This is a genomic window from Geodermatophilus amargosae, assembly GCF_900116515.1.
Taxonomy (GTDB): Bacteria; Actinomycetota; Actinomycetes; order Mycobacteriales; family Geodermatophilaceae; genus Geodermatophilus; species Geodermatophilus amargosae.
On record NZ_FPBA01000003.1, the window covers coordinates 67113 to 81075 of the forward strand.

Genomic DNA, 13963 nt, shown 5'->3' on the forward strand with positions numbered 1-13963 from the left:
CGTCCGCATCCCCGTGTCCCGCCGCGTGCGGACCGGGGACGCCCCCCGCCGGCCGAGCGGGGCCCCGGGCCGGGCTCAGGACCGGTGCCTCCCGGCGGCGACGACGGCCGGCGCCCACCGGATCCCGGCCGCGCCGGTGAGGACGACGGCGGCCGCGACGGCGACGAACGCCCAGGCCACCGGCCGGTCCCAGGCCACCGTGTCGCGGTGCCAGGCGACGACGGCGAGCACGAGGACGCCGAAGACGGTGTAGGCGACCGCCGCGGTGCGCAGCCGCTCGAGGTCACCGGCCAGCGCGGCCAGGGCGGTCGCGACCCCGAACGCGACGAGCCACGCGCCCACCACGCGCGCGGTGAGCGGGGTCAGCGTCCAGGGCCACAGCGTCTCCGCCGCCGTGGGGACGACCGACACCGCCGCGCCCACGCCGAGCAGCACCACCGACTCCGCGCCGAGCGCCAGCCGGAGGGACACCGGCACCGGACAGCGCCGCGGCGGATCGGTGCCGGGCGCCCGCTCCTGCAGGGCGAGGAGCACCAGCATCGCCAGCGGGATGACGACGTAGACGCCGGTCCAGAACCAGGCGGCGGCGCGGGCGAGCAGCGGCGCCGCGGCGAACTCCTCCTGGAAGTGGAAGCGGTCGATGTGCACCAGCGTGGCCACGAGGGTGAGCAGCGTGAACACCAGGATGGTCAGCACCGGCACGCGGCTGTTCGCCCACACCGGGTCCCGCAGGGAGAGGACGACCAGCGTGCACCCGGCGGCGTAGCCCGCGCCGAGGAAGGCCGCGGTCAGCGGCGGCTGGATCGTCCAGGCGAACACCTGGCTCGTGCGGCCGGGCTGGAGCAGCAGCGCGCCCACGGCGAGGGCGGTGAGGACGCTGAAGGCCAGCAGCAGCACCCGCATGGCCGGGCGGAGCTCACGGGACCGGCCCGTCGAGGGGCGCACGGTCGTGGAGACAGGGTCCACCGGAGACCTCCGACGTCGGCTCGTCCCCGTGCGCGCCCATCGAAGCACCGGAGCGCGGCCGTGTCACCGGACTTCGGGCCCGGTCGCCCGGACCGCGGCAGTGGTGGAGCACACGGGGCGGTTCACCTCCCGTTCAGGTGTCCGTCGCCGTCCTGCAACGGCCCGCGGGGAGCGTGGAACCCGGCCGCGACGACGACGTCCCCACATCCCGATCCACCTGGAGACGCCATGACTCCCCCCGCCATGACTCCCCCCGCCACGACCGCCTCCGCCACGACCACCGCCGGTCGTCCCCCCGCGCTCGCCACCCGTGCCCGCACCTGGCTGCGCCGCTTCGACGCCTACACGCTCGAGGTCTTCAACCCCGGCCGGCCCTACCGGCCGCGCCCCGACCGGGGCTGACCCGTCCTGCGCGCCCGCCCGTCACGGGCGGGCGCGCAGGCCCTCGAACGCGGTGGCGACCAGCGCGTCGGCCAGCGCGTCGGCGGACAGGGCACCACCGGGCCGGAACCACTCGGTCAGCGAGTTCACCGTGCCGAACAGCAGCCGGCTGGTGACGGCGGGGTCGACGTCGGGGCGGACGTCGCCCTCCTCCTCGGCGGCGCGCACGAGGTCGGTGACGATCCGGTCGAACTCGCGCCGGCGGGCGAGCGCGGCCTCCTCGACCGGGGAGTTGCCGCGCACCCGCAGCAGCAGCGTGACGAACGGCAGCTCGGCGGCCAGGACCCGGACCGAGCCGCGGACCACGTGCTCGAGCCGGTCGATCGCGCGGCCGGTGACCGCCTGCGGCTCCTCGGTGACGGCGAACAGGGCGTCCAGCGCCCGGTCCAGCGCCAGGCGCAGCAGCTCGACCTTGCCGGTGACGTGGTGGTAGATCGCCGACTTGGTGATCCCCAGCCGCGCGGCGAGCTCCTCCATGCTCGTGGCGTCGTAGCCCCGCTCGTTGAAGACCGCGACCGCGACGTCGAGGAGGGTGTCGAGCGAGTGCCCGGGCCGCCCGCGGCGGACGCGCGTCTCCGTCACGCGCGCTCCCGCTTGTCGACCATCCGCTGCAGCTTGCCCATCGACCGCGGCAGCGTCTCCGGGTCGACGACCAGCACCTCGATGCTGGAGCCCACGGTGTCCTTGACGCCCCGGGCCACCTCCCGGGCGGCCTGCTCCCTGCGCTCGGGCGGGCAGTCCGGCCGGGCCTCGACGCGCACGACGAGGTGGTCGAGCCGGCCCCGCGTGCTCAGCTCCAGCGCGAAGTGCGGCGCCAGCCCCGGGGTGCGCAGCACGACCTCCTCGATCTGCGTCGGGAAGAGGTTCACGCCCCGCAGGATGATCATGTCGTCGGTGCGTCCGGTGACCTTCTCCATCCGTCGCATGCCCGGCCGGGCGGTCCCGGGCAGGAGCCGGGTGAGGTCGCGGGTCCGGTAGCGGACGACCGGCATGGCCTCCTTGGTCAGCGAGGTGAACACCAGCTCGCCGACCTCGCCCTCGGGCAGCACCTCACCGGTGACCGGGTCGATGACCTCCGGGTAGAAGTGGTCCTCCCAGACGTGCAGGCCGTCCTTGGTCTCCACGCACTCCTGCGCGACACCGGGGCCCATCACCTCCGACAGGCCGTAGATGTCGACGGCCTGGATGTCGAGTCGCTCCTCCATCTCCCGGCGCATCTGCTCCGTCCACGGCTCGGCGCCGAAGACGCCGATCTCGAGGCTGGACGCGCGCGGGTCGAGGCCCTGCTTCTCGAACTCGTCGATGACGGTGAGCATGTAGCTCGGCGTCACCATGATCACGCGGGGCTCGAAGTCGGTGATCAGCTGGACCTGCCGCGGCGTCATGCCACCGGAGACGGGGATGACGGTGCAGCCGAGCTTCTCCGCGCCGTAGTGCGCGCCGAGGCCGCCGGTGAACAGGCCGTAGCCGTAGGCGTTGTGCAGCCGGTCGCCCGGGCGCCCGCCGGCGGCGCGGATCGAGCGGGCCATGACGGTGGCCCAGGTGTCGATGTCGCGCTCGGTGTACCCGACGACGGTGGGCCGCCCGGTCGTGCCGCTGGAGGCGTGCACGCGGCGCACCCGGTCCTGCGGGACGGCGAACATGCCGAACGGGTAGTTGTCGCGCAGGTCGGCCTTGCTCGTCGTCGGGAAGCGGGCGAGGTCGGCCAGGTCCCGGCAGTCGTCGGGGTGCACGCCGGCGGTGTCGAAGGCCTGCCGGTAGTGCGGGACGTTCTCATAGGCGTGCCGCAGCGACTCCTGCAGGCGCTCGAGCTGCAGCGCACGCAACTCGTCGACCGACAGGCGCTCCGCCGGGTCGAGCGTGGCCGGGTCGGGGGCCTCGCCGAGCCGCCGCTGGTCCGTCGTCGTCATCTCGTGCCGTCCTCGTCGCTCGGCCGCCGCTTCCGCCGGCCGGCGCTTGTGCGCACCGGCGGCATGGGGAACACTATTCCTGACCGGACGGTCAGTAAACAGCCTGAGGAGACGCGATGTCCGCGCCCACCCTGGATCGACCCGCGGCCGCCAGCCCCGACGAGACCGCGCTGCGACAGCAGTTCGAGGCCACGATCGCCGCCGACCACCGCATCGAGCCGCGCGACTGGATGCCCGAGGGGTACCGGAAGACGCTGGTGCGTCAGATCGCCCAGCACGCCCACTCGGAGATCATCGGGATGCAGCCCGAGGGCGACTGGCTGCTCGCGGCGCCCAGCCTGCGGCGCAAGGCGGTCCTGCTGGCCAAGGTGCAGGACGAGGCCGGGCACGGCATGTACCTCTACTCCGCGGCCGAGACGCTCGGCGCCGACCGTGCCGACCTCACCGACAAGCTCATCGAGCGCCGGCAGAAGTACAGCTCGATCTTCAACTACCCGACGCTCACCTACGCCGACGTCGGCGTCATCGGCTGGCTGGTCGACGGCGCGGCGATCTGCAACCAGGTGCCGCTGTGCCGCTCCTCCTACGGTCCCTACGCCCGGGCGATGATCCGCATCTGCAAGGAGGAGTCCTTCCACCAGCGGCAGGGCTACGAGCTGCTGATGACGATGATGCGCGGCACCGACGCGCAGCGGGCGATGGTGCAGGACGCCGTCGACCGGTGGTGGTGGCCCTCGCTGATGATGTTCGGCCCGCCGGACGAGGAGAGCCCCAACTCCGCGCAGTCGATGGCGTGGGGCATCAAGCGGCACGGCAACGACGAGCTGCGCCAGCGCTTCGTGGACATGAGCGTGCCGCAGGCGCAGGCCCTCGGCGTCACCCTGCCCGACCCCGACCTGACCCTCGACGAGGCCGGCGGCCACTGGCGGTTCGGCGCCATCGACTGGTCGGAGCTGCAGCGGGTCATCAGCGGACAGGGCCCGTGCAACGCCGAGCGGATCGCCCGCCGGCGCGCCGCCCGCGACGACAACGCGTGGGTCACCGAGGCCGCCTCGGCCTACGCGGCCAAGCACGCGTCGTGAGCACCGACCTCACCGCCGAGGGCGGGCACGGCGCCGTCCCCACCGGGCCGGAGGTGCCCACCGCGCCGTCGCCGTCGGTGAGCCGGCGCGACTGGCCGCTCTACGAGGTGTTCGTGCGCGGCAAGCGCGGGCTCAACCACGTGCACGTCGGCTCGCTGCACGCGCCCGACGACGAGATGGCGGTGCACGCCGCCCGCGACCTCTACACCCGGCGCAACGAGGGCGTGAGCATCTGGGTGGTCAGGGCCGCCGACATCACCGCCTCGAGCCCCGACGAGAAGGACCCGATGTTCGCCCCCAGCGGCGACAAGGTCTACCGGCACCCGACGTTCTACGACATCCCGGAGAACGTCCCCCACATGTGAAGGGCCCTTGCGGCGCCATCGGCCCTTCCGAGAGGCAGGTCATGCACGAGGAGACCGTCTACGACGCGTTGACCAACGCGCACGACGACGCCGGGCACTGGGCGTTCGGCACGGGGTTCGACGACCCGCTGGCCGGCGTCGACACCACCGTGCCCGACGGCGTCGACCCGGCCGACCTGGGCGCCTATTGCCTGATGCTCGGCGACGACGCCCTGGTGCTCGCCCAGCGGCTGACGCAGTGGATCACCGCCGCGCCCGAGCTCGAGGAGGAGGTCGCGATCGGCAACACCGGCCTGGACCTCCTCGGCCAGGCCCGGCTGCTGCTGGCCCGCGCCGGCTCCGTCGGCGTCCTCGGCCGGTCCCGGTCGCGGGCGACCGAGAGCATCCCCGACGAGGACGCGCTCGCCTACTTCCGCGACGCCGACGAGTTCCGCAGCACCGGCCTGGTCGAGGCGGAGAACGGCGACTTCGGGCAGACGATGGTCCGGCTGTTCGTGGCCTCGACCGTGCGGCTGGCGGTGTTCGCCCGGCTGCGCGACTCCCGCGACCCGGTGCTCGCCGCCATCGCCGCCAAGGGTGTGCACGAGCTGGCCTACCACCGCGACCACGCCGCCCGCTGGGTGCTGCGCCTGGGCGACGGGACGCCCGAGTCGCACCGCCGCGCGCAGGCCGGCGTGGACGCGGTGTGGCCGCACCTGGCCGACCTGTTCACCGCCACCGACGTCGAGTCGCGGCTGGCCGCCGGCGGGGTCGCCGTGGACCCGGCCGACGTCCGCGCCGAGGTGCGCGACGTGCTGACCACCGTGCTGGAGCGGGCGACGCTGCGGGTGCCGGAGTGGCCCGCCGACGCCCCGCCGCGCGGCCGGACCGGCGAGCACGGTCCCGAGCGGACCGGGCTGCTCGAGGGCCTGCAGGGCCTGGCCCGCGAGCACCCGGCGGCGACGTGGTGACGGCAGACATGGCCATCTCTGCCGCCCGGGACCCGCGGTCGGTGGCCGAGACCGTCACCGACCCCGAGCTGCCGGCGCTCACGCTCGCCGACCTGGGCGTGCTGCGCGACGTCCGCGTGCACGAGGGCACCGTCGTCGTCGACATCACCCCCACCTACAGCGGCTGCCCGGCGATGGGCGTCATGCGCGCCGACCTGCTGCACGCGCTGCACTCCGCCGGGTTCGACGACGTCGAGGTGCGCACCGTGCTGTCCCCCGCGTGGTCCACCGACTGGATCAGCGAGGAGGGCCGCCGCAAGCTCGCCACGGCCGGCATCGCCCCGCCGGGGAAGGCGCCGGTCCGCACCGCCGGACCGGTCCCGCTGCAGCTCGGGCCCAGCCGGCGGACGGCGGCCTGCCCGCTGTGCGGCTCCCCCGACACCGAGGAGCTCAGCGAGTTCGGCGCGACGGCGTGCAAGGCGCTGCGCCGCTGCCGCAGCTGCCGGGAGCCGTTCGAGCACGTGAAGGAGATCTGAGCGTGACCGCATCGAGCAGCACCCGGCGCCGGCCGCGGTTCCACCCGCTGCGGGTGGCCGCGGTCGAGCGGCTCACCGACGACGCGGTCGCGGTCACCTTCGACGTCCCGCCCGAGCTCGCCGAGGACTACGCCTTCCAGCCCGGGCAGGCGCTCACCCTGCGCCGCGTCGACGGCGACCGCGACGAGCGGCGCTCCTACTCCATCTGCGCGCCGGTCGGCGCCCTGCCGCGGGTCGGCGTCCGCGAGGTCCCCGGCGGCTTCTTCTCCCGCTACCTGGTGCAGGAGGTGCGGCCCGGCGACGAGATCGAGGTGCTGCCGCCGTCGGGCACCTTCACCGCCGACCTCACGCAGCCGGCCGACCACGTCTTCGTCGTCGCCGGCTCCGGCATCACCCCCGCGCTGTCGCTGGCGGCGAGCGTGCTGCGCGACGGCCAGTCGACCGTCACCGTCTTCTACGGCAACCGGCGGACCAACACGGTGATGTTCGCCGACGACCTGGCCGACCTGAAGGACCGCTACGGCACCCGGCTGCAGCTGGTGCACGTGCTCTCCCGCGAGCCGCGCGACGCCGAGCTCACCAGCGGGCGGCTCGACGGCGACCGGCTGCGCGCGCTGGTCACCGCGTTCACCGACGCCGAGCACGTCGACCACTGGTGGCTGTGCGGGCCGCACGGGATGGTCACCGACGCCCGCGCGCTGCTGGACGAGCTCGGCGTCCCGTCTGAGCGGGTGCACCAGGAGCTGTTCTACGTCGACGACGTCCCGCCGGAGCCGGTGCGCGGCGACGAGGAGACCGTCGACGGCCCGAGCAGCCAGGTCACCGTGGTCCTCGACGGCCGCTCGACGACACTGGCGCTCCCCCGCGGCGTCCCCGTCCTCGACTCCGCGCAGCGGGTGCGCTCGGACCTGCCGTTCGCCTGCAAGGGCGGGGTGTGCGGCACCTGCCGGGCGCGGGTCACCGACGGCGAGGTCGAGATGCGCCGCAACTACGCGCTGGAGGAGAAGGAGGTCGCGGCCGGTTACGTGCTGACCTGCCAGACGCTCCCGCTGTCCGACGCGGTCACCGTCGACTTCGACGCCTGAGCCCGGTGCGGCCGATCGCGGTCGGCACCACGGCCGTCCTCGACGTCGTCGTCACCGACGCGATGACGGTCGACTTCGACGAGCTCGGTCCGGTGCACCCGGTCTACGCCACCTACTCGATGGCCAAGCACTTCGAGGAGGCCGGCCGCAAGCTGCTGCTCGCGCACCTGGAGCCCGGCGAGGCCGGCATCGGGACGGCGCTGTCGGTCGAGCACCGGGTGCCGGCGTGGCCCGGGGACCGCATCCGGGTGACCGCGCGCTGCACGGAGGTCCGCGGCAACCGGGTGACCTGTGCGTGCGCCGCCGTCGACGCCGGGGGACGCGAGCTCGGCCGGGGGACGACGGTCCAGGCCGTGCTGAGCGAGGAGGCCGTCGCCGCCCGCGTCGCCCGCAGGTGACGCCGAGCGGCGCCTGCTGGGTGCGGAACGCCTGCACTGGCCTCGAGCGACTCGAGGACCAGCTCGGCGAGCAGGAACCACGCGGGCTCGCCGACGAACTGGCGGGTCACCTGGTGCACCCGGTTCTCCAGCGGGCCGGTGGTCTTCTCCACCAGGGGCACGTGGCCGCCGACTCGCGCGACCGGGCACTCCCCGCGGGCTACTCGTCCCCGCCGCGCACCACGTGCACCGCCGCCTCCTCGGCGGAGGCCGCACCGCCGTCGATGCCGAGGTCCTCGGCGAGCAGCTGGTCCTCGTCATCGACCACACCGTCCTCGCCGACGTCGGCCAGCCGCCCCGCCCGCGCGTCGCCGACCTCGTCGTCGAGCAGCTCGCCGTCGCCCCCGGCCAGGTCGCCGAGACCCTCGCCGTCGTCCTCCGGCCGGTCGGGCAGCTCGCGGCGGAGCCGGCCGTCGAGGCTCTCGCCGGTGGCCTCCTCGCGCTCGGTGGTCCCCCAGTCGTCGACGCCCCAGGGCCGCTCGGGTGGTGACCAGCCGGTGTCGAGGTCGCGCGTACCCCGCGGGTCCTCGAGGGTGTCCTCGGGCTCGAGCAGGCCGGTGGCCTCCTCGGGGTCGGTGCCGTCGGTGCCGTATGCGTCACGGTCCACGGGTCCTCCTCCGATACCGGGCGGCGACCCCGTCCGGGCGCCCACCCTGCCAGGGACGGAGCCGTCGGCGGGAGGGGTGGTGTGACGGAGTGAGCAGCCCGACCTGCCACACCGACGTGCCCCGCGGCCGGACACTGGGAGCAGCCGACCAGGAAGGAGGACCCCGTGGACACCACGCAGACCGCGCTGCACGAGCACTACGTCCGGCAGGTCAACGCCGCCGTCGCCGAGGACCGCATGGACCTCGTCCAGGAGCTCTACGAGGACTACTTCGAGGAGGCGCTGCGCCGCCTGCTCGAGACCAGCACCGCCTGAGCACCGCCGGAGCGCCGGGAGCCGTTCAGCCGGCGTCGGCCCAGGACCGGACGACGGCGACGTCGAGCGGGAAGTCGACGGGGAAGGTCCCGAACAGCAGCCGGCCCGCGGTTCCCGCAGCGGCCCGGACCTCCGCGACGACGTCGTCGGCGAGGCCGGCCGGGGTGTGCACCACCACCTCGTCGTGGAGGAAGAAGGCCAGGTGCGGCCGCTCCTCGAGCCGCGCGTCCCTCAGCCGCGCGTCCCCCAGCCGCCCCTTCCCCAGCCGCCCCTCCCCCAGCCGCCAGAGCCGGTTGCGCAGGTCGGCCAGCCAGCACAGCGCCCACTCCGCACCGGTGCCCTGGACGACGAAGTTGCGGGTGAACCGGCCCCACGCGCGGCGCGCGCGGTCGGAGTCCCGGCCGCCGGGCTCGGGTGCCTCCCCGAGGTCGGCGTCGCGCTCCGCCCACGCCGCGCCGGGTGCCGGGGAGCCGCGGCCGAGCAGGGTGGACACCACCGCGCCGCGCTCGCCGGCCCGCGCCGCCTCCTCGACCAGCCCGATCGCGCGCGGGTAGCGGCGGGCCAGCCGCGGCACCATCCGCCCGCTCTCGCCGCGGGTGCCGCCGTAGAGCGCGCCGAGCACCCCGACCTTGGCCTCGGCCCGGGTGGCCACGACCCCGGCGTCGACCATGCCGGCGTAGAGGTCCGCCGAGCGGGCGGCGTCGGCCAGCGCGGTGTCACCGCTCATGCCGGCGAGCACCCGGGGTTCGAGCTGGGCGACGTCGGCCACGACCAGGCACCAGCCGTCGTCGGCCACCGCGGCCGGGCGCACCTGGACCGGCACCGACAGCGCGCCCCCGCCCGAGGACGCCCAGCGCCCGGTGACCACGCCGCCGGGCAGGTACACCGGCCGGAACCGGCCGCCGCGGGCCCAGGTGTCCAGCCAGCTCCAGCCGTTGGCGGCGAGCAGCCGGGCCAGCCGCTTGTACTCCAGCAGCGGCGCGACGACGGGGTGCTCGAACCGCTCCAGCGTCCACGAGCGGGTGTCCTCGACCGGCAGCCCGGCCGTCTGCAGCGCGCGCAGCAGCACGGCCGGCGAGTCCGGGTTGAGGTCGGGGGTCCCGAGCGCCGCGCGGACCTCGCCGGCCAGTTCCTCGAGCACCGGCGGGCGCATGCCCGCTGCCGGGCGCGGGCCCATCAGCCCGGTGAGCAGCCGGTCGTGGACGTCGGCCCGCCAAGGCATCCCGGTGTGCGTCATCTCCGCGGCGGCCAGCGCCCCCGAGGACTCCGCGGCCAGCAGCAGGCCGAGCCGGGCGCGCTGCGGGGAGGCGGCGAGGACGGCCTGCTGGCGGCGGTCCTCGGCGACCGGGTCCAGCGCGTCGGCGGGGTCGGCGAGGTCGAACAGCGCCGGGTCGCCCGCGGTCACCGGCTCCAGCGCGGCCCAGCCGGGGTCCTCCGCGGGGTCGGGTCCGGCATACGGCGAGCGGCGGAGGACCGCGGCGCACAGCCGCAGGTCGGCACAGCGCTCCACGCGGACGCCGGCGGCCAGCAGCGCCGGGTACCAGCGGGTGGTGTCGTCCCACACCCAGCGGACGCCGGCGCGCGCACGCACCAGGGCGGGCAGCCCGTCGGCCGGCACCTCGGTGACCGTGCCGTCGGCCTCGTGCACCGCGACGGCGTCCCCGCGGCGCCGCAGCAGGACCCGGTCCACCCGCGCAGTCTCCCCGACCCGACCGACCGTCCCGGGGAGGTGCCGCCGGTGCCAGGATCAGGACCGGTCGAGCGTCGCTCCGGCGCCGGACACCTGCCGCGGGGCGTCGTCCGCGGACCCCGGTCCCAGTGACTGCTCGCCGAGCAGCACCGCAGCGGCCTCGACCGTCGTCGGCTCCGCCGCCGGCGCCGGCCCGGCGACGGGCGGCGGGGACTCCGGTGCCGGGGTCGGCCTGGCCGTCCGCGGCGCAGAGCGGGGCACCGGCACGGCGGCCGGGTCGGACCGGCCCCAGGCCTGCTCGACGTCGGCCAGGAGCGCCTCCAGGTAGGCCCGCAGCTGCGTCCGGCACGCCTGGCCGAACGCCTGCAGGTAGGCCACCTGCTCCTGCAGTTCCTCGGCGGTCCGGGCGTCCCCCGCAGGGGCCGGCCCACCGCCGTCGGCGACGATCCGGGCCGCGGCCTCGTGGGCCGCCTGGATCATCGCGCCGACCTTCTCGCGCGCCGTCTGCAGCTGCTCCTCGTACTGCTGTTGCGCCTCGCTGACCATCACCCGGCTGAACGACTCGGCCTCCGCCACGTACCGGTCGGCGGTCTGCTGGGCGACCGCGAGCAGGCTCACCGCGTGCGCCGTCGGCGCCTCGCGCGGCTGCTCGTCCCCCACCTGCGCCCGCAGCGCCTGCACCCTGTCGCGCAGCTCGGCCTTCTCGGCGTGCAACCGGGCCAGCTCCTCCCCCACGCGGTCCAGGAACCGGTCGACCTCGGTGTCGCTGTAGCCGGGATGCAGGATCGTCGAGCGGGCGAACCGGACCTCGCGCACGTCCGCGGGCGTCAGACGGCGGCCTCTCGGGGTCATGTCGTCGGCGGTCATCGTCATGAGGTCACCTTTCCGTCCACATCAGGTCCCGGGCGGCTGGGGGCGAACACCTCGGCGGAGATGCGGCTCCGGGGGAGGCCGCACTGCAGCAGCCGCTCGACGGTGTGGTGCACCATCGCCGGCGGCCCGGCCACCAGCGCCTCGCGGCTCTGCCACGGCCCGGTGCGAGCCACCACGTCACCGACGTCGCCGTGCTCGAGGCCCGGGGCCTGCTCTTCGGAGACGGCCACGGTGACCGTCAGCCACGGGTGTTCCTGCTCCAGGCGGGCGAGGTCCGCGCGGTCGTAGAGGTGATCCTCCCGGCGGACCCCGACGACGAGGTCGACCCGGCGGGCCCGGTCGCAGCGGGCGACCGAGTCGACGACGGCCTTGAGCGGCGCCAGACCCGTGCCCCCGGCCACCAGCAGCAGGTCGCGGTCGGACTCGGGGTCGAGCGCGAGGTGCCCGACTGGCGGCCCCAGCCGCAGCACGTCGCCCACCCCGACCTGGTGCACCAGGGCGGTGCTCACCGGCCCGCCGGGCCAGGCCCGCACGTGGATCTCCAGCTCGCCGTCGCTGCGCGGGGCGTTGGCCGGGGAGTAGTACCGCCACAGCCTCGGGCGCAGGTCGGTCTCCAGGGAGATCGACTCCCCCGGCCGGAAGGGCAGCGGGGTGGCCGGCCGTACCCGCAGGACGGCGGTGTCGATGCCGCGCCGCTCGTGACCGACGACCTCGGCGTCCCACCACGGCGGCTGGTCGGCCACCTCGTCGGCCGCCTCGACCATCACCTTCGCCACCAGTTCGTAGGCCGCCGTCCAGTCCGCGGCCAGGGCCTCGCCCCAGTCCTCGTCGAAGTGCTCCAGCGTCGCCAGCAGGCTCGCCCCCACCGCGGGGTAGTGCTCGGCCACCGTCCCGAACTTGCGGTGGTCGCGCCCCAGCTGCTGCAGGATCGGCACGAGGGAGTCCAGGTCGTCGACCCGGGCCACCACGTCACCGAGCGCGGCGAACAGCCGGTCGCGCTGGTGCGCCATCGAGACCGGGAACAGCTGCCGGGTCTCGGGGTGGGTGAGGAACAGGTGCGCGTAGAACCACAGCGGCGCCTCGTCACCGGCGGCCGCCGCTCTGGCGAAGTTCGCGCGCATCGCAGGAATGTCCACACTCGCCCCCGTCGACTCGTCGTGTGACGTGGCGCACACTAGCGAGGCCTCCGGGCAGCGGCTAGACCTCCGCCGGCGCCGATCCGGTCGATTTGCGGAGCCGCTCCTGGCAGGGTCGGTCGCGGGGGCGCGCCGGTGTGGCCACCCCTCCCCCGCGGACGGCAGCGACGGATGGGCGCGGACACGGGGAGCTCAACGCCGGACGAGCGGTACCCGCCCGTCGGCAGGCCGAGGAGGACCGCATGCTCTCTGACCGATCCCGTCCCGTGATCGAGGCGACCCTGCCGGTGGTCGCCGACAACATCCAGGAGATCGCCCGCCGTTTCTACGAGCACCTGTTCGGCGCGCACCCCGAGCTGTTCGACGGCGTCTTCAACCGCGGCAACCAGGCCACCGGGGAGCAGCAGGTCGCCCTCGCCGGGTCGGTCGCCGTCTTCGCCAGCACCCTGGTCGAGACGCCCGAGCAGGTCCCCGAGCGGCTGCTGTCGCGGATCGCGCACAAGCACGCCTCCCTCGGGGTCACGCCGGCCCAGTACGACGTCGTCCACGAGCACCTGTTCTGGGCGATCGCCGACGTCCTCGGCGAGGCCGTCACAGCCGAGGTCGCCGCAGCCTGGGACGAGGTCTACTGGCTGATGGCCTACGCCCTCCTCCACCAGGAGCGCGGCCTCTACAGCGCCCAGGGCGTGCGCCCGGAGACCGTGTGGCGCGACTGGGAGGTGACCGAGAAGACCCAGGAGACGGCCGACGTCGTCACCTTCCGCGTCCGGCGGGTCGACGACCGCCTGGTCAAGACCTCGCTGCCCGGCCAGTACGTGACGGTCAAGGTGCCCATGCCCGACGGCGTGCACCAGCCGCGGCAGTACAGCCTCACCCGCGCCGACGACGGCGAGCACCGCCAGTTCTCCGTCAAGCGGGTCCACGGCGGGGACGGCCCGGACGGCGAGGTCTCCACCCACCTGTGCGACCGGGTCCAGGTCGGCGACCGCCTGACGATGTCGCTGCCCTTCGGCGACGTCGTCCTCGACGACTCCGGCCGCCCGGTCGTCTTCGCCAGCGCCGGCATCGGGATCACCCCGATGGCCGGGATGCTCTCCCACCTCACCGCCGCGGGCTCGCACCTGCCCATCACCCTGCTGCACGCCGACGTCGACGAGGACTCCTTCGCCCTGCGCGGGCAGGTGCTCGGGGACGTCCGGGAACTGCCCGGCGCGCGGATCCACGTCTGGTTCGAGCGCGGCGCGCACGCCACCCTGCCGTTCGACGGCGTGCACGCCGGTGTCATGGACCTCGACGCGGTGGACCTGCCGGAGGGGGCCGTGTACTACCTGTGCGGCCCGCTGCCGTTCATGCGCGCCGTCCGCAGCAGCCTCGTCGACCGCGGCGTCCCCACCCGGGACATCCAGTACGAGGTCTTCGGCCCCGACCTCTGGCAGGCCGACCTCGCCTCGGAACCGGCCCCGGGGGCGCTGGCGGAGCCGGCGGGCGCGGTCCGGTAGCCGGGCGGCCGGGGACACTGGGCGGGTGACCGCGACACGATCGGCCGCCACCCGCCGCGGCGTCGTCCGCCTGCTGAACACCGCTGGCGGGC

At 75.0% G+C, this 13963-nt stretch carries 16 protein-coding genes; 9 read left to right on the top strand and 7 right to left on the bottom strand.

The features are described from left to right. Positions 1-75: 75 nt before the first annotated feature. Positions 76-966 carry a hypothetical protein gene (locus tag BM414_RS05520; protein WP_093578447.1) on the bottom strand — a complete coding sequence of 297 codons (891 nt, stop codon included), beginning with the start codon at positions 964-966 and terminating at the stop codon, positions 76-78. A gap of 228 nt (positions 967-1194) precedes the next feature. Here BM414_RS05520 and BM414_RS29115 point away from each other — a divergent pair, with 228 nt between their 5' ends. After that, a complete protein-coding gene (locus tag BM414_RS29115) occupies positions 1195-1368 on the top strand; it encodes a hypothetical protein (RefSeq protein ID WP_175551432.1) in 174 nt (57 codons plus the stop codon). A 21-nt stretch (positions 1369-1389) separates the two neighbouring features. Here BM414_RS29115 and BM414_RS05525 read toward each other — a convergent pair whose 3' ends face one another. Further along, positions 1390-1989 carry a TetR/AcrR family transcriptional regulator gene (locus BM414_RS05525; RefSeq protein WP_093578448.1) on the bottom strand — a complete coding sequence of 200 codons (600 nt, stop codon included), beginning with the start codon at positions 1987-1989 and terminating at the stop codon, positions 1390-1392. Further along, on the bottom strand, positions 1986-3317 hold the full coding sequence (gene paaK / locus BM414_RS05530) for a phenylacetate--CoA ligase PaaK (protein ID WP_093578449.1): 1332 nt from the start codon (positions 3315-3317) through the stop codon (positions 1986-1988). The genes BM414_RS05525 and paaK overlap by 4 nt, the downstream gene beginning before the upstream one ends. 116 nt (positions 3318-3433) lie before the next feature. Between paaK and paaA the strand changes: the two genes are divergently transcribed. Genes paaA through BM414_RS05560 form a run of 6 tightly spaced genes read left to right on the top strand, consistent with a single transcriptional unit; the run spans position 3434 to position 7712 of the window. Beyond that, positions 3434-4399 (top strand): 1,2-phenylacetyl-CoA epoxidase subunit PaaA, encoded by a 966-nt coding sequence (paaA, locus tag BM414_RS05535; RefSeq protein ID WP_093578450.1) that lies wholly within the window; start codon positions 3434-3436, stop codon positions 4397-4399. Continuing rightward, positions 4396-4764, top strand: a complete 369-nt coding sequence (gene paaB / locus BM414_RS05540; RefSeq protein ID WP_217644558.1) for a 1,2-phenylacetyl-CoA epoxidase subunit PaaB — start codon at positions 4396-4398, stop codon at positions 4762-4764. The genes paaA and paaB overlap by 4 nt, the downstream gene beginning before the upstream one ends. Positions 4765-4805: 41 nt before the next feature. Further along, positions 4806-5714: a 1,2-phenylacetyl-CoA epoxidase subunit PaaC gene (paaC, locus tag BM414_RS05545; RefSeq protein WP_093578451.1), complete on the top strand. Its 909-nt coding sequence runs from the start codon at positions 4806-4808 to the stop codon at positions 5712-5714. An 8-nt stretch (positions 5715-5722) separates the two neighbouring features. After that, complete coding sequence (gene paaD, locus BM414_RS05550; RefSeq protein WP_093578452.1) at positions 5723-6229, top strand: 1,2-phenylacetyl-CoA epoxidase subunit PaaD; 507 nt, start codon at positions 5723-5725, stop codon at positions 6227-6229. A gap of 2 nt (positions 6230-6231) precedes the next feature. Further along, complete coding sequence (gene paaE, locus BM414_RS05555; protein ID WP_093578453.1) at positions 6232-7314, top strand: 1,2-phenylacetyl-CoA epoxidase subunit PaaE; 1083 nt, start codon at positions 6232-6234, stop codon at positions 7312-7314. A gap of 5 nt (positions 7315-7319) precedes the next feature. Continuing rightward, on the top strand, positions 7320-7712 hold the full coding sequence (locus tag BM414_RS05560; protein WP_093578454.1) for a thioesterase family protein: 393 nt from the start codon (positions 7320-7322) through the stop codon (positions 7710-7712). 199 nt (positions 7713-7911) lie between these two features. On the opposite strand, the gene BM414_RS05565 is transcribed toward BM414_RS05560, so the two are convergent. Next, the gene (locus BM414_RS05565) at positions 7912-8358 is read right to left on the bottom strand and encodes a DUF5709 domain-containing protein (RefSeq protein ID WP_093578455.1); all 447 of its coding nucleotides are present in this window, start codon (positions 8356-8358) and stop codon (positions 7912-7914) included. Positions 8359-8523: 165 nt separating this feature from the next. On the opposite strand from BM414_RS05565, the gene BM414_RS29120 reads away from it, so the two are divergent. Beyond that, a complete protein-coding gene (locus BM414_RS29120; RefSeq protein ID WP_175551433.1) occupies positions 8524-8673 on the top strand; it encodes a hypothetical protein in 150 nt (49 codons plus the stop codon). Positions 8674-8698: 25 nt separating this feature from the next. Here BM414_RS29120 and BM414_RS05570 read toward each other — a convergent pair whose 3' ends face one another. Genes BM414_RS05570 through BM414_RS05580 form a run of 3 tightly spaced genes read right to left on the bottom strand, consistent with a single transcriptional unit; the run spans position 8699 to position 12357 of the window. Beyond that, positions 8699-10363 carry a bifunctional 3'-5' exonuclease/DNA polymerase gene (locus BM414_RS05570; RefSeq protein WP_093578456.1) on the bottom strand — a complete coding sequence of 555 codons (1665 nt, stop codon included), beginning with the start codon at positions 10361-10363 and terminating at the stop codon, positions 8699-8701. Between the two features lie 57 nt (positions 10364-10420). Further along, the gene (locus BM414_RS05575) at positions 10421-11236 is read right to left on the bottom strand and encodes a DivIVA domain-containing protein (protein ID WP_093578457.1); all 816 of its coding nucleotides are present in this window, start codon (positions 11234-11236) and stop codon (positions 10421-10423) included. After that, positions 11233-12357 carry a globin domain-containing protein gene (locus BM414_RS05580; protein WP_245784515.1) on the bottom strand — a complete coding sequence of 375 codons (1125 nt, stop codon included), beginning with the start codon at positions 12355-12357 and terminating at the stop codon, positions 11233-11235. The genes BM414_RS05575 and BM414_RS05580 overlap by 4 nt, the downstream gene beginning before the upstream one ends. 257 nt (positions 12358-12614) lie before the next feature. On the opposite strand from BM414_RS05580, the gene BM414_RS05585 reads away from it, so the two are divergent. After that, positions 12615-13871 carry a globin domain-containing protein gene (locus tag BM414_RS05585; protein ID WP_093578459.1) on the top strand — a complete coding sequence of 419 codons (1257 nt, stop codon included), beginning with the start codon at positions 12615-12617 and terminating at the stop codon, positions 13869-13871. Positions 13872-13963 lie beyond the last annotated feature (92 nt).

Coding starts and splice junctions, on each gene's coding strand:
- BM414_RS29115 (WP_175551432.1), top strand. CDS start 1,195: ATGACTCCCCCCGCCATGACTCCCCCCGCCACGACCGCCTCCGCCACG.
- paaK (WP_093578449.1), bottom strand. CDS start 3,317: ATGACGACGACGGACCAGCGGCGGCTCGGCGAGGCCCCCGACCCGGCC.
- paaA (WP_093578450.1), top strand. CDS start 3,434: ATGTCCGCGCCCACCCTGGATCGACCCGCGGCCGCCAGCCCCGACGAG.
- paaC (WP_093578451.1), top strand. CDS start 4,806: ATGCACGAGGAGACCGTCTACGACGCGTTGACCAACGCGCACGACGAC.
- paaD (WP_093578452.1), top strand. CDS start 5,723: ATGGCCATCTCTGCCGCCCGGGACCCGCGGTCGGTGGCCGAGACCGTC.
- BM414_RS05575 (WP_093578457.1), bottom strand. CDS start 11,236: ATGACGATGACCGCCGACGACATGACCCCGAGAGGCCGCCGTCTGACG.
- BM414_RS05580 (WP_245784515.1), bottom strand. CDS start 12,357: ATGCGCGCGAACTTCGCCAGAGCGGCGGCCGCCGGTGACGAGGCGCCG.
- BM414_RS05585 (WP_093578459.1), top strand. CDS start 12,615: ATGCTCTCTGACCGATCCCGTCCCGTGATCGAGGCGACCCTGCCGGTG.